Here is a 23,531-nt window from a genome sequence, read left to right as displayed (position 1 = left end):
ATTGAAGGGAACTCGGTAGCGTTTGTGCGATCTGATCTGTCGCCAAACACACAAAACATTATCGAGTTCCATGATTCTAACATTACCTGACCACACAGAGCGACGCGAATTATCAGCTGCCGGACGGACGGCGTTACCGCTACCGTTATGACCCGTTCGGGCGACGGGTTGCCAAAGAGTGCCTGCAAACTCAGCAGCAGACGCACTACCTGTGGGACGGCAGCACGTTGGTGCAGCAGAGCCAAATCACCGCCGACGGGACGGCACTGACTAGCACCGAATATCTGTACGAGCCGGGTAGCCACCGCCCGATGGCACAAGTGACCACTCGGCACGATAGTAATCGTAAAGACCTACACTATATCGTCACTGACCATGCCGGCACACCGCAAGAGTTGGTGAGTGAGGTCGGGGAAATCGAATGGCGCGGTGAACAGGCACTGTGGGGTAAATACCAGCAGCAACAGTTCAACCTCAAAATTCAACGGGGTTATCTCGAAGACGCCGCCAACGAAGCGCTCACTTGCGACCTGCGTTATCAGGGGCAGATCGAAGATCGGGAGTCCGGGCTTTACTACAATCTTAATCGCTACTACGATGCAGATAGTGGACAATATCTCAGCTCCGACCCAATAGGATTTGCTGGTGGGTTAAGGCCTCAGGGGTATGTGCATAACCCGATGGAATGGGTGGATCCGCTGGGGTTGGCGAAGACTGGGGGGCGATGCTCTCAGGAGCATACATCAAATCCGAAGAAGAAAGTAAATTCGGCTGAGGTTGGAGATACTGTTAGAACCCCCGATACTCACCCTGAGGATTTTGATAAAAGTAAGGGATTATATAAAAATAAAAACACTCAGGAAATATGGGAAAAAAGTCATACAAATCACAGTGATAAATCAGGTGAGTGGAAAGTTGGTTTGGGTAAAAATAAACAACCAACGAGAACAAAGAAAATAACGGTAGGTAGAAGTGATGGAAAAATCATTAAAATCGACGGTAAATAGTATTTCATTGGATTGTCTAAATTTTAATTCTTTTAGCTCATCAAATGGGTGGGTTGGATATTTTGAAAAGTCAGGTAATTTTTCTCTGGAAGTTGTCGAAGAATCTATAAAATTAATAGAACGCTTTTTGTCTCCTCATCGAGATAATTTGTTTGCAATATCAGCTTTGTCTTATGACGATGAAAGAGAAGATGATGAAAAAATTATTCAAGCATATGCCCCAATATATGATATGGCTAAAGCTCAAAAATTTTTACTTCCTATGAAAGAAGAGTTTGAAAAATATCTATATGGTGAAAGTGATCTAACAGTTTCGTGCTTGTGTTTACACTTCAGTGATCAAGATAAATTTCTGGATATTTGCCGATTGTTGATGACACACGGTGGCGTCCTTGGGAGTGTTTTTTTTCTGATAAATATGGAGTCAGGTTTTGCTATCTATCCTCATGAAGATCAAGGATTTGGTTTTATCGAGTTGGGTAGTAGTACTGTTTGCATTGATTTTTTAAAAAGTATAGAAAATAATGACAGGTTTAATGTTTATCATAGCCATTAAACTATTTCTATAAATACTGTTCATTATTCTGTATCACTTCTATTTATTCCACAAAATGCTCGGAAACCGTTGGCGGGCATTCTCGCCGGGATCAACATCCCGGTTTTTTTACTCACCCCTGCGCTTTAGAAATCGCGGGTTCTGTCTTAGACTTCTATCCTCCCCCGACAAACCCTTTCCGTCATCTCCCGTAATTTCTCCACTTCACTTTGTAAATAAACCAACTCTTCTGCACTAATTTCGTAATGCTCGGAATAGCGGGCATCGATGTAGGCGCGTTTGAGGCGCTGGAAGCTGCGGCGGTGGAATTTGTTTTCCATCGGGAACAGCTCGGCAAAGGCCGGGGCTTGCTGGGCGCACATCGAGCGCAGGCTTTCGAGATTATGGGTTTTGGGCAGGTAGTTGGTACAGACTAACAGGGTGCAGGCGAACAGACGTTCGGTGGCCTGATGAAGTTCAAAAGCCGCTTTTGTAAAGTCCTGACGGTCAATGCCATGGCCGAAATCGATCAAAAAAGACTGGGCACTTTTCATCCAGTGCTGAAAGTGCTTACTGGCAATTGCCACTCGCTCGGCCTCACTTAAATTTCCTGGTGTGGGCAGTTCCCGTTTATCAGCGCTGAACAGTTCGATGCCCTGTTCACGAATATCTTTAAAGAAGTAGTGACCTTGCTGGAGCTGCTGATGGACTTCATTAAGTGTGTGGACGATCAAGCCGAGAGGGGCAGAGGTGACCCGACGCGCAATCTGCTCTTCGGCACTGTGCCACACCGCGTACTCTTCGACCAATGCCGAGCGGTTGACGATCACCAGAATATCGTAGTCGCTGATATAACCGTTGGGCCGATCGCTGACCCATGTGCCTTTGGCATGACTACCGAACAGGATAATTTTGAGAATACGGAATTCTGCTTTGCTGCCATTTTTGTTGTGCAGAAAATCATCCAGCGTATCGCGTAACACGGTGGTAATGGTGTGAAGTTCTTGTTGCTTCCGCTCCGGGAGGTGATCGAGTGCTGTTTTCATCGCGGTTATCCTACTACGAGCCGGGGGCAAAACAAACCGTTACCGCGTCGTGCAGTGTTGTTTTTGTTGATGATTTTCGGTTTTGTCATGGTGATACCCTGCTGTGATTCAATGCTGGTATCGTGATCGATTTTGGTGGCGGTGGCGATATATGCAGGGTCACTTTGCGACACAATTCAGGAAAACTCATACTTTTTTAATGCTTTGGTGGGGGCTATCAATGCTTCTCTGTCACGAATGGCGTTAATACTAAAGTAGCCGAAAATGCATAAAAAATGGGTAGCATTGCGACACTGAAACCAACAACTAAACCTTCGGGATCAAAAGGAATATAACTCATTGATAAAATGATGCCGTATACGGTTGTCGATCCCGCACTGATCCAATTGACTTTTATAAATCTTAAGCATTTTTTGTCAATAGACTCATTTTTTCGGAGAAATAACGAACAAATTGCCGGAACAAATGTGCAAATTAAAGAAAAGGAATCATAAAATTGCTGCCAATCATGGTTCAATAAATAAGCAAAAACAACAATGCAACCCAGCCAATAAACAATGAATCCAATGCGACTCAATTCTCTTTCTCCCATATTATGAATTATCAGATAGTGACTTACTTTAACGTTGCCCTAAATGATGGACAAGTCCTGAATCGAATGAGGTTAAAAGAGGTATGAGCGCTCATAAAAACAGCTCGAATTTTTTAATATTTATCATCTGTCTCAAAATAAATAAAGTGCATGAGCAGATCCACGTCATTGGCTTGGAATAACTGGTAACGCTCGCCGACAATATCAGAGACCGCAGACTGCCAAAAACTTAGTGCGCCTGAATTTTCCAGCAGTACGCGAATTTGCCACTTACCGGGAAAAGCCCTGACGACTTGCGCGAGTGCTTGTCTACCGACCCCCCTGACCTTTAAATTTACGCAGGACAAAAACTGAGCCACATCATAGCGGGATGGATCACTCGGATAACGACGAATCAAAACAAACCCTGCCGGTTCTCCTTCATTGATGTCCGTGACTTGACGGTCATTGAACGGATAGGTAACCGCTTAAAAGCGCGAGGCTAAAAAGCGGTCACGGTTGTGTTTGTTGTTCGGACTTTTAGTTAATTCTGGTCCAGAACGTCATGTCTACCGACGTTTCATCGATCAGTTCCAAGTATTCAAGCGCCACGGGATGACTTAACCACTGCTGGCAATACGCCTCGGCCTTTTCTTGTGATGTTGCAAGCGCGACATCAGCATACATCCCATCTTTCCCCCGAACCAGAAAATGGAGCACGAGTTCATCTTGCCGGTGCAGAAATTCTTGTTCTACTTTGTGTGACAGTTCGACTAGTGTGGTTTCTGTTACCCCTTCTTTGAGTCTGAAGGTCGCAAATTCCATACCGCCAATGTTATCAATGTGATTGTTCTTTATCATGTTCGTGCCTTAGTGATGAATTGAATCATGAGTCTAAGGCTTTGCTACTGACACCATTGTGTCAGTCAATATGGATATTTTTCAATTCAGGCGAATCTTTCAATTCGATGTATGCCGACAAAGCAACAAAATCAGGCAGAGAAGGCTCATTGTCGCACCGCTCTAATTGAGCGATGCGGTCAATTCTAAAGTCGCGATAGTCGCCGCGCATGTCACACCAAGCGCCTAACGTCCATTTACCGCCCCAATAAAATAACCCTAACGGGAAGACGGTTCTCGACGTGATGACCTCTGAAAGTGAGTGATAGACGATATTGAGCCAGCGTTTTTCTGCGATGGCCACATGGATTTTCTCCCAGATTTGATACGCCTTTGTTTCTCGGTGATTGGCAGGAACCCTCACCACACGATCCTGACCTGTGGTCCGGATCAATTCACTGGGCCGCGCCGCCTCGATTTTTGATAGCAGAGACTGCGCTGAAGCCGCAAGATTCTTTCCTGTTAAAGATGCGATAAAACTGACGCCAGTGATCAGTGCTTCTAACTCCCCCGGTGATAATTGCAATGGCGGTAACTCAAATCCGGCTGATAATCGGTATCCGACTCCCGGCTCGCCATAAATCGGGATACCTGATAACGATAAGTCATCGATATAGCGATAAACGGTTCTTTCAGACACCAGTAACTTTTCTGCCAATTGTTTGGCTGTCATGGGCTGATGTTTACGGAGCATATTTGTCAGTTGAAAAAGTCGGTCTGATTTGCGCATACTCGGGCCTGTTTGTTGATGGTCTAACCGTTTTCACAGGCAGCCGCTCACTGCTGATCAACCAAAATCAAACGATCGGTATCAAAGCCCCGTTCTTTTGCCGTACGGATAAATTGCTCGATCACTTGCTGATCAACGGTCGGGGTGCGAGCCAGCAGCCACAGGTAATCGGTGTCCGGGCCGGAGATAAAGGCATAGCGATAGTCATCATCAAGCGCAAAGATCACGTAGGAGCCGTAAAACGGGCCAAAGAATGAGACTTTTAAATAGCCTTCGGAGTCACTATTAACAAAATACGCTTTCCCCCGCGCTTCTTCCCATTTTTTTTCAGTGGCTGAAAAACCACGGTTTAACACCGAAATGCCACCGTCATCTCTGGGAGTATACTCTGCGGTCACATGGGTGAGTCCGGCTTCAAACGAATGATCTAAACGGGCGATTTCGTACCATTTACCCAGATAATGCTGAACGTCGAAATTAGAAACCGGTTGAACTGTTTCCGGCATTCCGAGACATCCCGTTAATGTGAGCGTAACCAACATCAGCAGTAATTTTTTCATAACCGTCCCTTGTCGTTGAGTGCTTAAGTGTCGTTCGGCTTGAGTTGCCGGAATCGTGAATGATGTTGTGATCATAGCTGATTCACCGGGGTGTGCGAAGGATGATCGATATGAACGTTTTTTTCTGTCTTGTATGGTGTTTATATCGGTGGTTGGGCGAATAAGAAAAGCGGTACTGAGTACCGCTTTTGATGGGACAACACTGTATCCACCACTGTACTGCCATTACTGATCAAGCGTGACCGTCAGATTGTACTGGCCTGAGCCGTTGTAAGCATAAATCTGGAAGTAGTAGAAACTTGCATCAGCGGTATAGATGATCTGCTCTCTGGATTCCGGCTCTTCAGAAGCTGCGACTTGCTGCCAGTTATTACCATCCCAGCGGAATAGTTTCAGGTCGAAGTCTGTCCCGTCAGGGCCGACCAGTGTCGCGTTGATAGTGCCGCCTTCATAACGGAATGCTTGGTTGTTCGGCTCGGCAGTGTATCCACCTTGTGTAATGGTGTTGGTATACACTTTAGTTTGTGTTGAGGGGTCACCGTTGCCACCACCATTGCCATCGTCTCCTGAGATAGAAAATGATATGGTTTGAGCCGGTTGTGAGATATCACTGATGCTCAGGCCCGAATCATGACCATCCCACCATAATGAGTTGGTGCCTCTGGATGTCTGGTCATTGGGATAGATTGCAGAGAACTCACCATACTGACCATAAACATCATAGGCATCACCGCGGTTGCGCAGATACTCAGGATCACGGTTGCCATCCGCATGTTCCATCTGGATGTAAGGGTGCCATTCATCGGAGTTATTCCCTTGTGGATCAACGTGCCAGATGGCCAGCCCGCTACCCAGTTGTTCGGTATTTTGTCCGGTTTGATGAATCGCTTCCATAAAGAAGGATTCTGCCGGATTATTCGGGTTAGACCACTTGTAGGATGTATTGCTGCCGGATGTTGCAGAGATACGTCCAGTCGGTGCATTGGGGTTTACTGCCGGGTTAAGTTCAATGACGGTTTCCCATCCAGCCTTTTCACGCAGTGGGGCAACCGGTGGCACCGGGTGTAGCATTGAGCGGGGATTGGTACTGCCGTAACCCATGATGCCATACTGCCCAACAGAACCGTTTGAGCTGCCGTCGTAGTCATAGAGATCAGGCCATTCTGCAATCAGGTGTCCTGATTCATGGGCGAAGGTACCGATCGATAAGCTGCTGCCCATATCTGACATCTGTGCGGCATTGGTACAAACACCATCAGCACAGAATTGTGGGTTCACACCGCCCATGTGCGGCCACAGGCCTGTCGACCAAGCGCTGTTTGAATCTCCCGCGTAGAAAATATTGAGCCCTTTGATTCGGCCGTAGCGATCGGTGGTTAAGGTTGAGAAATCGAATCCTTGTTGGTATTCCAGCCACTCTAATGCTTCATGAATCAGCTCTTGTGCCCGGATGCCGAAGTCAAGATTAGGATCGGTATAATAAGATTTGTTATGTTTGGCAGTGTAGTACGAACTTACGGTATTGATATAATCCAGCTTCCCACCCGATACTGAACGGAAATAGCCGCGGATGGATTGGAAATTACCATATCCTTTATAATTTAAATCATTTAAGAAACTTTCAACGTCTGAACGGCTAATTTCTTGTCGGTCATCAGGGAAGTCAATTAATATTGTTAATCCCTGAACATCACCGGTAATATTGCTGGATGAATCGGCAGTTTGTACTAATGATGTTGCGATATGACTGACATCTTCCGGAATATGTAATAATTTATCGCGGTTTTCTTGTGCTATTTTGGCGCGCGCTTTAGCGGATAAGCCCGGCTGTTGTTCGGTCTGAGAAAGAACAGATGAATGAAGACTGTTTCTCAGATTCTGTTCGAGCTGCTCTTTTGCCTGAGTAACCAATTCTCCTTTAGAAACAAGCCTTGTACCATCATCTGACACCTTCGCGTAAGCCAGACCACCCAGTTGTTTATCATAAATTACCAGCTGACCGGATGGGGTTCTTTGTTCGGCATAATAGTCATTCCCTTCGAGAGTGAGAGTAATGACATCGCCATTGGGCTGAGTGTAATCATACTGATAGCCATGATAAGGAATTGCCGAAAAAGCAGGTTGGCAAATTAAGTACAAACTCATTAAACCAATGGTTTTTTTTAACTTCATAATAAATGCTCTTTTTTTGAAATAACGTTTCATTATTGTGGTATGCAAATTGTATCAAGGGGAGGGATTTTATCGAAGGGTTTTTATTTATTCGATTGATATATCCATAGAAATAATTTTCTTATTGGGAGAACTTAAAAAATACACTCCACTTTATTTATATAAGTATAAATATAGGTATGAGTTATTAATAATTAACGTGACGAAATAGCAAATAAATATCAAGTGGTAGGATGAGTGAATATAGAGGTTACCTATTTCTTGGTGACTTGTGATCCATTTGTGCCGGCGTGGCGAATTTATAGACTATGATTAGAGTCTGTACATGTGCTTCTATTTGTTGCCGAAGGCTGTGCTGAACGATGCAGAGATGCAGAATAGGAGCTCACCGATGAGTAAGGGAGTTTACGTATGTCGCCGGATGTTCAACTCACACAGATGAAAGATGCACAATCGCTGTTGCGCTTACATGACGTAACGGATGAAGATTTAGAGCTCATTCGCCAATTCGGGCAGATGATGATTCCGAAGCTGGGGGAATACGTCAAACACTTTTATATCTGGTTGGAAAAGCTCCCTGAATATGCTCAGTTTTTCGGTGATCCGGGGCAGTTACGCTATGTTCAGGATTCACAAATCCGTTACTGGACCGCATTTTTCAAAGCCAATATTGATGATAACTATGTTCAGGAGCGCCGGGATGTGGGGGAAGTTCATGCTCGCGTTGGCTTACCGCTGCCGATCTATTTTGCCGGCATGAATACCTCAATGCTGATTTTTACGCAAAAATTATACGATGATTCGATGGAGACCGATACATATAACGCCTATGTGACCGCATTTATGAAATTGCTCCATATGGATACCACGATCGTCGTTGAAACCTATTCCCGTTTGATTAATAAGCGCTTTTCCGAGCAGAGTAAGGCGCTGCTGGCAATGTCCACACCGGTCACCATGATTTGGCAGGATATCCTGATGCTGCCGTTGGTCGGGATTATCGATTCAAAGCGAGCCCAAGATATTATGGCCGCAGTTTTGAATAAGATTTCCGTCAACCGGGCCAAGATTTTCATTATGGATATTTCCGGGGTGGCGGTTGTGGATACCGCAGTTGCCAACCATTTTATTAAAATCACCAAAGCAACCAAATTGATGGGGTGTACCTGTTTAGTTTCCGGTGTTTCTCCTTCAATTGCTCAGACGATGGTTCAGCTAGGGATTAATGTCGGTGAGGTGCAAGCTAATGCAACGCTCAGAGATGCGCTTGAATACGCGTTTCAGATGATCGGCCTCAATGTGACATCGTTGAATCAGTTTTCGGAATAATTCAGGAGCGCAATGATGCGGGAATCGATTGCGATTAGTCGGCTCAAACATGCACTTGTTGCGTCTATTCAGGCGGATCTTTCGGCTGGTGTTCTTACTGATTTTTGCAATGAACTTTTGAGCCGGATTTCTGCAAATTATATCCAAGGTGTATTGATTGATATGTCTGACGTAAAAACGTTGGATCGACAAGATATTGAAGCGCTGATCCGGATATCCCTGAATGTTCAGGTAATGGGGCGGCAATGCATCTTTGTCGGTTTCAGGCCGGGAATTGTTATGGGCTTGATGAATTTGGGGGTTGATACGTCAGCATTATGCTGTGCTGCGGATTTGGATCAAGGGCTGATGTCGCTCCGGGAGCCAAAGGAGCGCAGCAATGGATGATCCGGTCTCGGTTAAGGCGTTGGGGAATATTTACTCTATTGGCTGTGAAGCAGATGTTATGACGGCTGTGATGGGGACATTTGCGTTTGCCCAGCAGCTCAATTTTTCTCCGACAGCGACGAGTGAAATTGCCACGATTGTTTCTGAGCTGGCAACCAATATTGTCAAGTATGCGGGCAGTGGTCGCATCGAACTGGCTGAAATGCTGCGCGAGTTCGAATTAAGATCTGAACACGGTATACGGGTGGTTGCCCGGGATTTAGGGCCGGGAATTCCTCACATTGAACAGGCGATGGCGGAGCATTTTTCAACCGGCGGCTCTTTAGGGATGGGATTACCGGGTGTGCAAAGAATGGTCGATCAATTTGAGATCCAATCGTTTACAGAAGCGTCAGACACAGCCAGACGCGGGACGATCGTGAGTGTCATCAAATGGGGGAGGGACGATGCCGTTTGAATGGTATTCTCGCTGCATCCCCTGTCTGGGGGAGTCTGAGTCCGGAGATGGTTTGTTGGTGCGGGAAAATGACGCCGGTTTGATGGTTGCGATTATTGATGTGTTAGGGCACGGACCGGAAGCAGCTCGTTTGGCTCGAGAGATGGAAGGCTATCTCGACGGTTATTTCACTACCCAGCTATCCGATCAACTCCCACAACTACTTAAGCAGATGCATGATTATTTTCGCGGTAGTTTGGGCGCAGCTGTGACATTGGTTTCTTTTGACATTCAGACGCGATGTTTTCAGGGCGTCGGTGTCGGTAATACGCTGATGAGAAAGTGTGGCGATGACTGGATCTCCTATTTCGCTCAGCCGGGAGTTGTCGGTGAGATGATCCCGACATTGAATGTGTTTCAAGGCTTATTTGGCAACAATGAACGTTTCTTATTGACTACTGACGGGATTAAGGAAAATTTGGATCTGCGACAGTGCCATTTTGTTCAGTATCGCCCGCTGCCGCAGTTTGCTTCATTTTTGGTCGAACATTTCGGCAAACCACATGATGATATTACCGTGATGGTGCTGGAGTACAAAGTATGAATGAATTGATCCGATGCTCTGTCTATAACGACAATATCAGTAAACTGGCGATCCGACGAAAATTTCAGGCTATCTTCAGTTGTTACCGTTTTAGTCCTGATCAGCAGGATTATTTCATGCTGATGAGTGCTGAATTCGTACTGCGTTTACTGGACTCTTTCGGTGAGTGCTCGATCGATTTCGTCTTTCAACAAGATCGGTTCGTCGTGAGGTGTTTGATCCCCGAACCGGTTGAACCAAGAACATTTGCTATCCCCGGCCTGATGATTGAACAGAACGGACAGGCGATCTGTTGGTCGGTCCCATGTGCTGCGAATTATCTGCCGACAGAGTTTGAATTCGAACAGTTGGCAGATCAATTACGCGAGAAGAGTCGTGATGAGCTGATGAATGAATTGCAGTATAAAAACCAGCAGCTGGCACAACATCAGGTTGGATTGGAGCAAGAGATCGCACGACGAACGCAGGATTTACAAGACAGTGAAGCTTTTGCGCGGACGATTATTGATGGTGCGCCATCAAGCGTAGTGATCGTCGATGAGCAGGGTAAAATCCAGCTATGGAATCAAACGGCAGAAGAGATTTATCAATACCGGAGCCAAGATGTTTTAGGTAAGGATTGTACCGAATTGTTGAAAATGGTGATACCGGAGACGTTGGCAGAGGTCTTACAGCCACCACTATCGATTCAAGATCAGGCCAGAGTGTATGGCGAATTTTTTGAGGTTGAAACGTATACCAAGTCCGGTGTGATGATCCCGGTGGATTTGGGCGTGACCATTTTTATGCTCAATGACCGCTGTCAGGGAGCCTTATTTTTACGTGATGTTTCTGCGCGTAAGATAGTCGAAAATGAGTTGTATGACGCGCGGGAAAAGGCAGAAGAAGCACTGAAAGTTAAATCGATGTTTCTGGCCAATATGAGCCATGAAATCAGAACGCCGATGAACGCAATTATCGGCATGTCTCATTTAGCCTTAAAGACAAACCTAACGACAAAACAACATGATTATCTGTCTAAAATTCATAATTCAGCATCACTGCTATTGGGTATCATCAATGACATTCTCGATTTCAGTAAAATTGAAGCCGGGAAGTTGACCATTGAGAATGTCAGTTTTGAACTGGACGATGTTTTCCACAATGTATCCATGATTAATGGTCAGAAAGCGTTTGATAAAGGGTTGGAACTGCTGTTTTCCGTGCCGAGAGGGCTGCCGAAAAAGTTATGTGGTGATCCACTGAGATTGGGACAGGTCATTATTAATCTGGTCAACAATGCGGTGAAATTTACTGAACAGGGGGAGATTTCAGTTTCTGTGAGAGAAGTGGAACGACAAGCGGAGCAAATTCAGTTGGAGTTTATCGTTTCAGATACAGGGATTGGGATGGGGCCTGAGCAGGTAGAACAATTATTCACGGCATTTACTCAGGCTGATGGCAGTACGACTCGCAAGTATGGCGGTACGGGATTGGGGCTGTCTATCTGTCAGCGTCTGGTTGAGTTGATGGGCGGTAGCATTCGGGTTGAAAGTGAGCCGGGTAAAGGGAGCCACTTTATTTTTGATGTCTGGCTGAAAGCAAACCGCGGCGCCCGGACCGTTTCAGAAGGGTTGCCCAATACGCTGGACGGCATTCGGGTGCTGGTGGTCGATGACAATGAACATGCCTTAATGATCATGGGCGATATGCTCGATGTTCTACCGCATAAACCGATATTAGTGAATCACGCTGATGAAGCGCTGGCACAAATTGATGCATCAATGGCAGCAGAGAAACCGATCAATCTCGTGTTGATGGACTGGAATATGCCGGATATGGATGGGATCGAGACCTGTCGCAAAATTCGCCAGACTGTGCCACAGGAGCATCAGCCCTATATTGTGATGGTGACTGCCTATGACAAAGATGAACTCGCTCATGTGACCGAGGAGCTGCAATTATCCGGTTATTTGTCTAAGCCGGTCGGACAATCGAAACTGTTCGATTTGCTGGTGACACTATTTGGGCCTTCAGAACATTTATCGCATCGTTCGTCAGCGGATCGTTTTGCCAGACTTCAGGACGATCTGATAGGGATTCGGGTGTTGTTGGTTGAGGATAATGATATCAATCAACAGATTGCACTGGAGTTGATGGAAGGATGGGGGTTGGACGTGACGGTTGCCAATCATGGCCGGGAAGCTCTCTCACTGTTAGCGCAGTCTCTGGATGATGACCTGCGGTTTGATATTATTTTTATGGATTTACAAATGCCAGTCATGGATGGTTATGAAGCCAGTGAACGCATTCGCAGCAATCCGGCCTATGACGATATTCCTTTGATTGCGATGACGGCTCATGCGATGGTTGAGGAGCGGGAGCGCTGTTTCGGTTTGGGAATGAATGATCATATTTCTAAACCGATTGATCCGAATGTCCTGTTGAGCACTATTCAAAAATGGTGTCATACCGAACAGCCTGCTGCGGTTGATTCCCCACAGGATCAAATTTCGACCCGAATGCTCGCCTTGGCTCAATCATCACTGTCTCAGTTAGGAAAACTCTCTTTTTTGGATTACCGCAATGGGCTCATGAGAGTGGCTGGCAATGAACAGCTTTATCAGCGGTTGCTCTCTCAGTTGATCGATAAAGAACATGATATCGTGCCTCGTATTCAAACTGCGTTAGAGCAAGAGGAACGGGCCCAAGCAATTCTGATGGCGCATACCTTGAAAGGTTCTGCCGCGAATCTCGGACTGATGCTGCTTTCCGACATTGCAGCCCGGATTGAAATGGCAATTAAGCATGAAGAGGGGGATGATGCGCTGGCTGCGATATTGCGTGAGGCTGAAAAACACATCGCACAATTGGTTCCCGCATTATGTCAGACACTCAAGCGTCCGGAGCCTGCTGCACAGCAAGAGAATTCTCTGACACAAGCGCATATCACAGTGATTCACCAGTTAGTATCCTTTTTAGAAGCGTACGATAATTATGCGGTTGAGTATTTTGATGAGCATTATCCGTTCCTCAAGACAGTATTAACATCCGCGTCATTTGATGCCTGTTGTCAGTATATTCACGACTGTGACTTTGAAGCGGCAAGCGAGGCACTCAAAAAAGCAATCAGTATTTATCCACTCGATCTTTCGATGATGACAGGGGAAGAAGAGAATGGATGATGGACGAGATACGGTACTCATTGTTGATGACAATGCCGAGAATCGTGCTTTGTTAGCAGAAGTGTTAAAGCCCTATTTTCATGTCTTGATCACCACAAGAGGTGAACAGGCGATAAAAGTGTGCCAGAAACATCTTCCGGATATTGTTTTGCTCGATATCATGATGCCGGAAATGGATGGCTATGAGGTGTGCCGCTATCTGAAATCTGATGTGCGAACGCAGGCGGTTCCGGTTATTTTTCTGACGGCAAAATCGCAGATAGCAGACGAACAGCGAGGATTTGATGTCGGGGCTGTTGACTATATTCTCAAACCGATCAGTCCGCCGATTTTACTTGCCAGAGTCCATACGCATTTGCGTCTGAAGCAGGCAATGTCCGATCTTGCGAGCCAAAATCACATTTTGGAGGATCGGGTTCGGGAGCGAACTCGCCATTTGGAAAGCTTGCAGAATGCCACGATTGAAGCGATGGCCTCGTTGGCAGAAACCAGAGATAACGAAACGGGTAATCATATTCGCAGAACTCAACATTACATCAAATATCTGGCGGAAGAATTAGTCCGACAAGGGCTCTATTTGGAACAGTTGACCCCCGATACGATTGAGAATTTATTTAAGTCAGCTCCCTTACATGACATCGGGAAAGTGGGAATCCCCGATGCGATTCTACTGAAGTCTGACAAACTGACTGACGACGAATTCGAGATTATGAAAAAACATACTGAGATTGGTCGTAATGTGATTGCTTCTGTGGAGTCTGCGATTGATTTCAAATGTGATTTTCTGCAATTTGCCAAGGAAATTGCTATGAGTCATCAGGAAAAATGGGATGGCACTGGTTATCCGTTGGGATTGAAAGAATATGAGATTCCGCTCAGCGCCCGTTTGATGGCTTTAGCCGATGTTTACGACGCATTGATCTCTGAACGAGTTTATAAACCGGCATTTCCTCATGAGAAAGCGGTCAGTATCATCAAAAAAGGTTCGGGGACACATTTTGAACCCGCAATTGTGGCGGCTTTTCTGGCAATTGAACAACAGTTTAAGGCGATTGCCCAAACCTACAGAGACGAGGGTTTTCATGAAGCCTCGTTTCCATTCTTGAATCCGGACGAGAGCTGACAGGAGCGTTTTGTCGTTGATTGATGTTTGCGCTCAAGGCTCTACTTACGGTTGTATACGAACAAAATTTTGATGTGTTTTGATGTATATTATTTGTTACGTTGCAGTGGCTGGTGTGAGGGCATTCAATGGCGGGAGAATATTGCTCAGTCTACAGGCTCAGAACTATCACAACAACGGTTGGATAGCCTGAGGTATTTGGCCCGGGGAGTGGATTCGGATTTGCTTATGCCTGCCCAGCTCCCCTTTTTCAATATCAATATCACTTTTCGCAACTTTAAATTGCTTGGATAAAAACTTAATCAGATGGGCATTGGCTTTACCATCGACTGGCGGTGCGGTGATGGCGATTTTGAGTTCATCGCCATGTAACCCCACAATATTGTCACGACTGGCTTTGGGCTGAATGTACAGCCTCAGGATGATATCCGCTCCTTCCTGACAGACCGCTGTCATTACAGCTGATGCCATACCGGACCGATAAAGTCACCGACCATGATGTTAATAAACTGCAAGAGAATGAAAACAACGAGCACGCTCAAATCAATGCCCCCCAGATCCGGCAAAATTTTTCTGACCGGCATCAGGAACGGTTCTGTAATTTGGATGAAGACATATTCAATTGGGCTTCTGCCTTGACTGACCCAGCTCAGAATCGCGCGAATCAACAACACCCAGAACAGCAATCCGCCAGCCGCTTTGAGCAGTGCAAGCAGACCTAAGAATAAAAAGTAGCTACTGAATCCCGCTGCTCCGCCGGAAGCGATCATTACAAGGATAGTGAATTTCAGTACGCACAGTACATAGGCAAATAATACCGTTGCCAAATCAATGTTGCCGATTGACGGAATAATTCGGCGCAGCGGGCCGACGATCGGCTGAGTTGCTTTCACCACAAACTGGGAAAACGGATTATAAAAATCTGCGCGAGCGGCCTGAAGCCAGAGACGCATGAGCACGACCATAATGTACAGGTCAAATAGGGTAGAGATTAGAAAACTCATTGAATTCATAAGTTGCCCTTAATTTGTGGATATGCCGTCTCGGTCTATCCGTCATGATGATTAAAATTGTTTTTCCATAGCTTCGGCACGTTTTACCGCAGCTTGCATTGCTTGTGCAACCACTTCAGCAAGTTCATGTTCATTGAAGGTACGGATTGCTTCAGCAGTCGTACCACCTTTTGACGTGACTTGTTCTCTGAGCGTGGTTAAGTCGGTATCCGGATTCGCTTTGACCATTGCCGCTGCGCCAACGGCACTTTGTTGAACCAGCAGGCGGGCCGTTTCTGCATCAAATCCTTGCGCGATCGCTTCTTTTTGCATCGCTTCCATGAAGAGGAAAAAATAGGCGGGTGCACTGCCGGCTGCGGCAATAATCCCATTCATCTGCGATTCCTGATTGACCCAACAGACCTCTCCGACAGATTGAAACAGTTTAGTAGTAAACGCTTGATCCGTTTTTGTCACTGATGCGGTAGCAAATAACCCGCTCATCCCTTGATTGATCAAGGATGGTGTATTGGGCATCACCCGAATCAGGTTGAGACTCGGTGCGTTGAGCATGTCACTCAAACGCTGACAAGTGATGCCGGCAGCGATAGAAATCACCAGTTTTTGGGACAAATCAATATCCTGAAAGTGACGGCAAACATCAGCCATCAGCTGAGGTTTGACTGCAAGAATAACCACATCTGCCTGCTGTACGACTTGATAGTTATCGTGTGATGTCCGGATGCCATAATCGTTCGCCAGCGGTAACAAATGCCGTTCGGACGGGGCTGTTGCTGTGATTTGTGTCGCGGGATATCCGCTACCGACTAGCCCTGCAATGATCGCTTTTGCCATATTTCCGGCACCGATGAAGGCGATCTGTCTTTGTTCCATAGATAGTTTTCCTTAGTTTCTTGGCGTCAGGTATTTGAATAATCTCGGGCACCAAAAATGGCGGTTCCGATTCTGACGATGGTACTACCTGCTGCAATCGCAGCTTCCATATCTCCGCTCATTCCCATGGAAAGCGTATCCACTTCGGGATAGATTTCTTGTAGTTTTACTTTCAGTGTGGTCAATTTCTTAAATGCAGCCAGTTGAGCGTCATAGTCCGGCACATTTTCCGGAATCGACATTAATCCTCTTAAAGTGAGGTTTGGGAGGGCAGAAATCAATGCGGCCAGTTGAAAAATCTCTTGCTCTTCAGCACCGGACTTCGAGTTTTCACCGCTGGTATTGACCTGAATCAGCACCTGAAGCGGTGGCATTCCTGCCGGTCGTTGATCGTTGAGACGTTGCGCGATTTTCTCTCGATCAATGGTATGAACCCATGCAAAGTGCTCTGCAACCAGACGTGTCTTGTTGGACTGTATCGGGCCGATAAAGTGCCATTCTAGAGGCTTGTCCTGCACATGTCGGGCGAAATACTGTACTTTTTCGACCCCTTCCTGCACATAGTTTTCTCCGAAGGCAAGCTGTCCGGCTTGAATCGCTTCAGCGATCGCTTCGACCGGTTTGGTTTTGCTGACCGCCAGCAAAAGAACAGAGTTTCGAGTACGTCCACATTTTTCTTGAACCCGCTCGATGTCTGACATGATATGTTGAATGTTTTGTGCAATCGTACTCATAATTGTTTATCTAAACAGGTAATTGTAAAAGGTTCATTGTAAACCGTTCATTGTAAGCAGAACACCGCCAGCGGATAAATGCTGAATCGATGCATTTTTTCCCGATGAAAACAGTTTAATCCCGATGAAAAACCAAGTGACTGAATCAATCCATGGATATATCAACGTTATTGGCTCTCAGTGTAAAACATAACGCCTCTGATCTACATCTTTCTGCAAGTCATCCGCCTATGTTACGGATAGATGGTGAATTGAGAAAGTTGGAATGTGAAACTTTATCCAGTCAGATGATTTTGTCTCTGACCGAATCGATGATGAGCGAGGCACAGCGAGCACCGTTTCGGCTCGCCCAGGAAGCGGACTGGTGTTATCAGAGTGAGCATGGCCGCTTTCGGGTTAACCGCTTTGTTCAAAGTCGTGGGTATGCCGCGGTGATACGTTATATTCCGAGTGATATTCCGACACTGCCATCACTTGATGTACCGGATATTGTTGCCGATATTTGCCACTACCGTCAGGGGTTGGTATTGGTTACAGGGGCTACCGGTTCCGGCAAATCGACTACCTTGGCTGCGATGGTCGATGAGATCAACAGCCGTGATAGCAAGCATATTGTGACGATTGAAGATCCGGTTGAGTTTGTCCATCACTCTCGGCAGTCCCTAGTACATCACCGGGAAATCGGGCGTGACAGTGGATCTTTTGCTGATGCATTACGTGCAGCACTAAGAGCGGATCCGGATGTGCTGCTGATCGGTGAATTACGGGATCCGGAAACCATTCGGTTAGCGCTGACTGCTGCGGAAACCGGACTCTTGGTGTTGGCAACGCTGCATACCCGCAGTGCTGCCCAATCGATTGATCGAATCATTGATGTTTTTCCTGCTGATGAGCAGAGTCGGGTGCGCACCGTGTTAGCCGAATCGTTACAGGCAGTGATTGCCCAGCGGCTATTGCTTAAAGTCGGGGGCGGACGTATCGGCTGTTATGAAGTGTTGACTGCAACCTCGGCTGTGCGGAATTTGATTCGGGAAAACCGCCTGCCTCAGATCGAGTCTGTTATGCAGACGGGGGCTGGCAGAGGGATGAGAACCATGGCGCAAGATCGACAGCGCTTATTGAATCTCGGGATGATTCTGCCGGATACGAATGAAGAGCAGTGACACAGATGAAGAAAACGTGGGGGAAATTACTCGCCCCACTGTGCTTCAAACCAGCTTTCCAGAATAATGACCGCTGACTGACAGTCCACATTGCCTTTCTTCAGAGCGCGAAAGCCGCCATGTTCAAAGAGTGTGCTGCGGGCTTCGGTGGTGGATAAACGTTCATCATGCAGTTCAACCGGTAAACCGAAACGACCATGCAGGCGGTTGGCAAACTTTTTCGCCCGCGGCGTAATGGTCTCCAAATCTTTGCCGTGCAAATCAGTCGGTAAGCCCACGATCAGCAGATCCGGTTTCCATTCCAGAATCTGCTTTTCTATATCTTCCCATCTCGGAATACCGTCTTTCGCCGCAAAAGCTTTCAGAGGAGATGCGGTGCCGGTAATTTCCTGCCCGATCGCACTGCCGATACTTTTAGTGCCATAATCAAAGGCCATGATTGTTTTGGACATGTTTTATTTTTCACTCTGTTTATACGCTTCAGCCACGAGGGGATTAAGCGTGTCCGGCCATCATTGAGAGCTGTGCCGGGGTGATGCCCAGTTTCTTGACCGCACGATCCCATTTCTCATGAATCGGGGTGTTAAAAATGACTTCCGGATCGGCTTCAATGGTCAGCCAGGAATTGTCAGCCAGTTCACTCTCCAGTTGTCCGGCTTCCCAACCGGAATAGCCGAGTGCAACCAGATAATGACTCGGTTCGGCATCAGTGCCGAGCACGGCCAGAATATCTTTTGAGGTCGTGACACTCAGCTCATTTGTCATTTGCATGCTGGATTCGTAGTAATCTTTGGGGCGATGCAAAATAAAGCCCCGATCCGAAGAAACCGGCCCGCCATTAAAAACAGGGCTCTTCAGACTATCGGTCTTTTCCTGCGGATAAAGCGGGTCGATATCGACCTGTTTCAGCATGGTTTCTACTGTGAGATCAATAGGGGCATTAATCATTAGCCCCATTGCACCTTCTTCATTGTGTTCACAAATGTAAATCACACTGTTCTTGAAGTAAGGATCCTGCATACCCGGCATCGCCACAAGAAAATGATTGGTTAAATTCATCGGATGAGCCCTCATTATTCAGAGCGAAACTCTGACATCATTTATGCTTTTACGCGCCGTTCAATGGCGTCCATGAGCTTCCCTGTAATGGATATATTGTATTTCGCTTCTATTTCCCGGACACAGGTTGGGCTGGTGACGTTAATTTCGGTGAGTTTATCACCGATCACATCGAGGCCGACAAAGATTAGGCCTTTTTCCTTCAGCGCTGGCGCTATTTTTTCAGCGATCTGACGATCGGTTTCCGTCAGTGGCCGTGCTTCTCCTGTACCACCGGCTGCCAGATTGCCACGCGTTTCACCTTTGGGGGGAATTCTGGCCAGACAGTACGGCATCGGCTCTCCGTCAACGACCAGGATACGTTTATCACCATTACTGATATCCGGTACGAAAGTTTGTGCCATACAGTAATTTTGACCTTGGTCGGTCAGCGTTTCAATAATGACGGAAAGGTTCGGATCGCCGGATTTCACGCGGAAGATCGAAGCGCCACCCATCCCATCTAATGGCTTGAGAATGATATCGCCGTGCTGTTGTTGGAAGGCTTTGATTTTCTCCGCTTTGCGGGTCACGATGGTGGTTGGTGTCAATTCCGGGAACCAAGCCGTAAACAGCTTCTCATTGCAATCACGCAGGCTCTGCGGTTTATTGACGATCAGGGTGCCTTGTTCTTCGGCTCTTTCCAGAATATAGGTGGCGTAGATATATTCAGTATCAAACGGGGGATCTTTACGCATCAGCACCGCGTCAAGCTCAGACAGGGCAATACTCTGGCTGGACTGAATATCATACCAGTGGTTCGGATCTTCCTGCAGACGCACAATTTGGGTATCTGCATAAGCGACGCCTTGATCCAAATGGAGCCCATCCATTCTGATGTAATGAACTTCATAGCCACGACGCTGTGCCTCAAGCATCATTGCAAAAGTGGTGTCTTTTTTGATGTTGATCGCTTCAATCGGATCCATCACAACGCCTAGTTTAATCATTTTTTATTCTCCAACTATTCAATTGGCTATTTAGCCGAGGTCACCAAAACGCACTTGCAGTGCGGTAATCGCCGTTAAGGCTGCCGTTTCTGTTCTGAGTACGCGGGGACCGAGTAATATTTCTTCAAATTGATGATGTTTCGTCATCTGAATTTCTTCAGCGGACAAGCCACCTTCCGGACCGATTAACAGCCGAATGCCTTTGTCCGGTGTCGGCAGGGTGTTGATTGAATACGATGCACGAGGATGAAGATTCAGTTTCAGCGCCTCAGTTGCTTCGCTGCACCACTCTGTCAGTGACATGATCGGTCTGATCTCAGGAATCGTATTGCGTCCGCATTGTTCACAGGCAGCAATCACAACCTTTTGCCATTGCTGCAATTTTTTCTCAAAGCGTTTTTGATCCAGTTTGACACCACATCGTTCTGACAACAGCGGGGTGATGATATTCACACCGAGCTCCACGGATTTTTGAATGGTAAATTCCATTTTGTCGCCGCGAGAAATCACTTGGCCAAGATGAAGGTGTAGTGGGGATTCATTGTCGCGAATGACCGCTTCTCCGACTTGCGCGGTCACAGCTTTTTTACTGACTTCGGTCAACACGGCCGGATATTCAGAGCCATCCCCATCAAACAATAAGATTTCCTGCCCTGTTTGCATTCTTAGCACACGACCGACATGACCGGCCGCATCTTCGCTTAATGTCACCGGACGAGCGGGGGAGATTTTCTCCGGATGATAAATTCGGGGCATTCTCATAAATTTTCCTGAATCGACTTTTCCTGAACTGATTTGTGGACAGGATGGTTTTCAACAAGCTTCCCATCAATCAAGGCTTGTCACTTTTGTTGGGTATAAGATGGGCGCTGCGGCGTTAAATTACAAGAGGGACAATTGAAAACTAAAAGGAAAAACTTAGTTTATCACTCATCCCGATCACCATGATATCTCAGTGGTTGATGACATAGAGTACAACGATAGATGACTTGCTGACGCTGTACTTTCCGATGACGACGAATCGACAGCGAAAACTGCTGACACTGACAATGGTATACAAAGGTTTCTCCGGCCACGGAACGTGTATCAAACTGGTGTGTCGTATCGGCCGGTAAACAGAAGACCTGCTTCATTACCGATTGCCACTCGGCACCATGTGGTCTGACTCGTCCATACAGGTGGTGAACCAGCAGGTGGGCTATCTCATGGGGAATCACTTGTTGTAAAAACTCGCTTTGATTTTCAAGGAGTAACACCGGGTTTAAGCGAACTTCCCAGAGATGGCAATAGGCTTTACCGGCTGCTTTTCCACGTAACTGATAGCTGAGCGTCGGTTGGGGGAAAGGATGTTGAAAGTAGCGCGACGCTTGCTCAATACAAGAGTGGATCCGAGCATTGATCCGGGTATGGAGTTCAGCAGGTATCGGCGAGGCTGACACGTTTTTCTACCTTTATCTGTTTTGGGTCATTTCAGTTGTAGGGCGTGAAACAATACAAGCAACTTATCATGTCGGTTTCTGCTCATATAAGCAAGCCCTCCGAATGGAGGGCCTGATGTTAAAGATGATACTGTGTAAGAACAGACCCGGTTTATTTCAGACCGGCAAAGTCTCGCAGTAATGCTGCTTTATCGGTTGCTTCCCATGGGAATTCATCCCGGCCGAAGTGACCGTAAGCTGCGGTCTTTTTATAAATCGGCTGTAACAGATTGAGCATTTCCTGAAGTCCGTATGGACGGAGGTCGAAGTAGTGACGAACTGCTTCGATAATGATGTCTTGCGCCACTTTTTCGGTGCCGAATGTTTCAATCATGATTGATGTCGGATCCGCTACACCGATCGCATAAGAGAGTTGAATCTCACAGCGATCAGCCAGACCGGCTGCAACGATGTTTTTGGCAACATAACGTGCTGCGTAGGCAGCGGAACGGTCAACTTTTGATGGATCTTTCCCGGAGAAAGCACCGCCACCGTGACGCGCTGCACCACCGTATGTATCGACAATGATTTTACGTCCGGTCAGACCACAGTCACCCATCGGGCCACCGATGACGAAACGACCGGTTGGGTTGATAAAATATTTGGTCTCTTTGGTTAGCCATTCGGCCGGAAGCGTTGGTTTGATGATTTCTTCCATCACCGCTTCCCGCAGTGATTCGGTTGAAATCGAGTCACTGTGCTGAGTGGATAATACGACAGCATCGATACCGACGATTTTGCCTTCGTTATATTGGAAAGTGACCTGTGATTTCGCATCCGGACGCAGCCATGGCAGCGTGCCGTTTTTACGCACTTCTGACTGACGTTGAACCAAGCGATGCGCGTAAGTGATTGGGGCTGGCATCAGCACATCAGTTTCGTTGGTTGCATAACCGAACATAATACCTTGGTCACCGGCACCCTGATCTTTCGGGTCAGCGCGATCAACACCCTGATTGATATCAGGAGACTGTTTGCCGATGGTATTTAAAACCGCGCAAGAGTCTGCATCGAACCCCATGTCTGAATGGGTATAGCCAATTTCACGGACGGTGGTTCGGGTTAATTCTTCAATATCAACCCAAGCTGAGGTCGTGATTTCACCGCCAACCATAACCATGCCTGTTTTGACATAGGTTTCACAGGCGACACGCGCTTTCGGGTCTTGTTCTAAAATCGCATCAAGTACGGCATCGGAAATTTGATCAGCAATTTTATCAGGATGTCCTTCTGATACGGATTCAGAAGTAAACAGATGCTTTGTCATGAGAACTCCACTCAAATGATGAGCAAGTCATACTGAATACTTACTCGAAATTATTTGCAAACAAGCGCTAAACGCAAGAGATGTTTTTACATCTAGACGTCTATTCTATGCAGCATAAATGGAATTACAAGCATTTTTTTTATGATCGATAAACATCATGATGCTTATCCGGGGTTCATAATATTTTTACGTTCGGGGAAATAACGATAAATATGCGACAGATGGCTCATTTATTAGGACAGTAAATCGATTGCGCCAAGGAAAGGGCTTTGCGACAATATGGTGCTTTTTTTAATATAGTATTTTTAAATACGGTGTTGTTTCGTCGTAATCTACTTTATTCATTTTTTGCTTTATGACTTTCAGGAGCTGACATGTCTTCCCAAAAACG

Annotated in this window: 26 protein-coding genes; 9 read left to right on the top strand and 17 right to left on the bottom strand. The window is 46.5% G+C overall.

Annotation, left to right across the window (positions count from 1 at the left end):
* The first annotated feature begins 230 nt into the window (after positions 1 to 230).
* Complete coding sequence (locus tag AC55NX_RS09355) at positions 231 to 1,007, top strand: RHS repeat domain-containing protein (RefSeq protein WP_496995488.1); 777 nt, start codon at positions 231 to 233, stop codon at positions 1,005 to 1,007.
* Entirely contained in the window at positions 976 to 1,563 is a 588-nt protein-coding gene (locus AC55NX_RS09350; protein ID WP_496995487.1) for a hypothetical protein, read from the top strand. The genes AC55NX_RS09355 and AC55NX_RS09350 overlap by 32 nt, the downstream gene beginning before the upstream one ends.
* A 146-nt stretch (positions 1,564 to 1,709) precedes the next feature.
* On the opposite strand, the gene AC55NX_RS09345 is transcribed toward AC55NX_RS09350, so the two are convergent.
* The 7 genes from AC55NX_RS09345 to AC55NX_RS09315 form a co-directional block, all read right to left on the bottom strand.
* The gene (locus AC55NX_RS09345; protein WP_496995486.1) at positions 1,710 to 2,588 is read right to left on the bottom strand and encodes a HEPN domain-containing protein; all 879 of its coding nucleotides are present in this window, start codon (positions 2,586 to 2,588) and stop codon (positions 1,710 to 1,712) included.
* Positions 2,589 to 2,805: 217 nt separating this feature from the next.
* Positions 2,806 to 3,180 (bottom strand): hypothetical protein, encoded by a 375-nt coding sequence (locus AC55NX_RS09340; RefSeq protein ID WP_496995485.1) that lies wholly within the window; start codon positions 3,178 to 3,180, stop codon positions 2,806 to 2,808.
* A 113-nt stretch (positions 3,181 to 3,293) separates the two neighbouring features.
* On the bottom strand, positions 3,294 to 3,578 hold the full coding sequence (locus AC55NX_RS09335; protein WP_496995484.1) for a hypothetical protein: 285 nt from the start codon (positions 3,576 to 3,578) through the stop codon (positions 3,294 to 3,296).
* Positions 3,579 to 3,699: 121 nt separating this feature from the next.
* Positions 3,700 to 4,020 carry a hypothetical protein gene (locus tag AC55NX_RS09330; RefSeq protein WP_496995483.1) on the bottom strand — a complete coding sequence of 107 codons (321 nt, stop codon included), beginning with the start codon at positions 4,018 to 4,020 and terminating at the stop codon, positions 3,700 to 3,702.
* Positions 4,021 to 4,081: 61 nt separating this feature from the next.
* Positions 4,082 to 4,789 (bottom strand): helix-turn-helix transcriptional regulator, encoded by a 708-nt coding sequence (locus tag AC55NX_RS09325; RefSeq protein ID WP_496995482.1) that lies wholly within the window; start codon positions 4,787 to 4,789, stop codon positions 4,082 to 4,084.
* Positions 4,790 to 4,836: 47 nt separating this feature from the next.
* Positions 4,837 to 5,349 (bottom strand): lipocalin family protein, encoded by a 513-nt coding sequence (locus tag AC55NX_RS09320; protein WP_496995580.1) that lies wholly within the window; start codon positions 5,347 to 5,349, stop codon positions 4,837 to 4,839.
* 225 nt (positions 5,350 to 5,574) lie between these two features.
* On the bottom strand, positions 5,575 to 7,521 hold the full coding sequence (locus tag AC55NX_RS09315; protein WP_496995481.1) for a M6 family metalloprotease domain-containing protein: 1,947 nt from the start codon (positions 7,519 to 7,521) through the stop codon (positions 5,575 to 5,577).
* Positions 7,522 to 7,932: 411 nt separating this feature from the next.
* On the opposite strand from AC55NX_RS09315, the gene AC55NX_RS09310 reads away from it, so the two are divergent.
* Genes AC55NX_RS09310 through AC55NX_RS09285 form a run of 6 tightly spaced genes read left to right on the top strand, consistent with a single transcriptional unit; the run spans position 7,933 to position 14,564 of the window.
* A complete protein-coding gene (locus AC55NX_RS09310) occupies positions 7,933 to 8,850 on the top strand; it encodes a protoglobin domain-containing protein (protein WP_496995480.1) in 918 nt (305 codons plus the stop codon).
* A 12-nt stretch (positions 8,851 to 8,862) separates the two neighbouring features.
* On the top strand, positions 8,863 to 9,237 hold the full coding sequence (locus AC55NX_RS09305) for an STAS domain-containing protein (RefSeq protein WP_496995479.1): 375 nt from the start codon (positions 8,863 to 8,865) through the stop codon (positions 9,235 to 9,237).
* Positions 9,230 to 9,694 carry an ATP-binding protein gene (locus tag AC55NX_RS09300; protein WP_496995478.1) on the top strand — a complete coding sequence of 155 codons (465 nt, stop codon included), beginning with the start codon at positions 9,230 to 9,232 and terminating at the stop codon, positions 9,692 to 9,694. The genes AC55NX_RS09305 and AC55NX_RS09300 overlap by 8 nt, the downstream gene beginning before the upstream one ends.
* Positions 9,684 to 10,277, top strand: a complete 594-nt coding sequence (locus tag AC55NX_RS09295; RefSeq protein ID WP_496995477.1) for a SpoIIE family protein phosphatase — start codon at positions 9,684 to 9,686, stop codon at positions 10,275 to 10,277. Before AC55NX_RS09300 ends, AC55NX_RS09295 begins: the two co-directional genes overlap by 11 nt.
* Entirely contained in the window at positions 10,274 to 13,441 is a 3,168-nt protein-coding gene (locus tag AC55NX_RS09290; protein WP_496995476.1) for a PAS domain-containing hybrid sensor histidine kinase/response regulator, read from the top strand. Before AC55NX_RS09295 ends, AC55NX_RS09290 begins: the two co-directional genes overlap by 4 nt.
* The gene (locus tag AC55NX_RS09285) at positions 13,434 to 14,564 is read left to right on the top strand and encodes a response regulator (RefSeq protein WP_496995475.1); all 1,131 of its coding nucleotides are present in this window, start codon (positions 13,434 to 13,436) and stop codon (positions 14,562 to 14,564) included. The genes AC55NX_RS09290 and AC55NX_RS09285 overlap by 8 nt, the downstream gene beginning before the upstream one ends.
* Before the next feature lie 168 nt (positions 14,565 to 14,732).
* On the opposite strand, the gene yggU is transcribed toward AC55NX_RS09285, so the two are convergent.
* Genes yggU through AC55NX_RS09265 form a run of 4 tightly spaced genes read right to left on the bottom strand, consistent with a single transcriptional unit; the run spans position 14,733 to position 17,184 of the window.
* Positions 14,733 to 15,035 carry a DUF167 family protein YggU gene (yggU, locus tag AC55NX_RS09280; protein ID WP_496995474.1) on the bottom strand — a complete coding sequence of 101 codons (303 nt, stop codon included), beginning with the start codon at positions 15,033 to 15,035 and terminating at the stop codon, positions 14,733 to 14,735.
* Entirely contained in the window at positions 15,020 to 15,577 is a 558-nt protein-coding gene (locus AC55NX_RS09275; protein WP_496995473.1) for a YggT family protein, read from the bottom strand. Before AC55NX_RS09275 ends, yggU begins: the two co-directional genes overlap by 16 nt.
* A gap of 51 nt (positions 15,578 to 15,628) precedes the next feature.
* Positions 15,629 to 16,450 carry a pyrroline-5-carboxylate reductase gene (proC, locus tag AC55NX_RS09270; protein ID WP_496995472.1) on the bottom strand — a complete coding sequence of 274 codons (822 nt, stop codon included), beginning with the start codon at positions 16,448 to 16,450 and terminating at the stop codon, positions 15,629 to 15,631.
* A gap of 26 nt (positions 16,451 to 16,476) precedes the next feature.
* On the bottom strand, positions 16,477 to 17,184 hold the full coding sequence (locus AC55NX_RS09265; RefSeq protein WP_496995471.1) for a YggS family pyridoxal phosphate-dependent enzyme: 708 nt from the start codon (positions 17,182 to 17,184) through the stop codon (positions 16,477 to 16,479).
* A 152-nt stretch (positions 17,185 to 17,336) separates the two neighbouring features.
* On the opposite strand from AC55NX_RS09265, the gene AC55NX_RS09260 reads away from it, so the two are divergent.
* Complete coding sequence (locus tag AC55NX_RS09260; protein ID WP_496995470.1) at positions 17,337 to 18,347, top strand: type IV pilus twitching motility protein PilT; 1,011 nt, start codon at positions 17,337 to 17,339, stop codon at positions 18,345 to 18,347.
* A gap of 26 nt (positions 18,348 to 18,373) precedes the next feature.
* On the opposite strand, the gene ruvX is transcribed toward AC55NX_RS09260, so the two are convergent.
* The 6 genes from ruvX to metK form a co-directional block, all read right to left on the bottom strand.
* Entirely contained in the window at positions 18,374 to 18,799 is a 426-nt protein-coding gene (gene ruvX, locus AC55NX_RS09255; RefSeq protein WP_496995469.1) for a Holliday junction resolvase RuvX, read from the bottom strand.
* A gap of 43 nt (positions 18,800 to 18,842) precedes the next feature.
* The gene (locus AC55NX_RS09250) at positions 18,843 to 19,406 is read right to left on the bottom strand and encodes a YqgE/AlgH family protein (RefSeq protein ID WP_496995468.1); all 564 of its coding nucleotides are present in this window, start codon (positions 19,404 to 19,406) and stop codon (positions 18,843 to 18,845) included.
* A 41-nt stretch (positions 19,407 to 19,447) separates the two neighbouring features.
* Positions 19,448 to 20,395: a glutathione synthase gene (gene gshB, locus AC55NX_RS09245; protein WP_496995467.1), complete on the bottom strand. Its 948-nt coding sequence runs from the start codon at positions 20,393 to 20,395 to the stop codon at positions 19,448 to 19,450.
* 30 nt (positions 20,396 to 20,425) lie between these two features.
* The gene (gene rsmE, locus AC55NX_RS09240; protein WP_496995466.1) at positions 20,426 to 21,157 is read right to left on the bottom strand and encodes a 16S rRNA (uracil(1498)-N(3))-methyltransferase; all 732 of its coding nucleotides are present in this window, start codon (positions 21,155 to 21,157) and stop codon (positions 20,426 to 20,428) included.
* 164 nt (positions 21,158 to 21,321) lie between these two features.
* Positions 21,322 to 21,834: a SprT family zinc-dependent metalloprotease gene (locus tag AC55NX_RS09235; protein ID WP_496995465.1), complete on the bottom strand. Its 513-nt coding sequence runs from the start codon at positions 21,832 to 21,834 to the stop codon at positions 21,322 to 21,324.
* Positions 21,835 to 21,985: 151 nt separating this feature from the next.
* Positions 21,986 to 23,140: a methionine adenosyltransferase gene (gene metK, locus AC55NX_RS09230; protein ID WP_496995464.1), complete on the bottom strand. Its 1,155-nt coding sequence runs from the start codon at positions 23,138 to 23,140 to the stop codon at positions 21,986 to 21,988.
* Positions 23,141 to 23,531: the final 391 nt, after the last annotated feature.

The sequence above is a fragment of the Vibrio rubrogenes genome (genome assembly GCF_059641415.1).
This window is presented reverse-complemented; position numbering and strand designations above follow the sequence as displayed.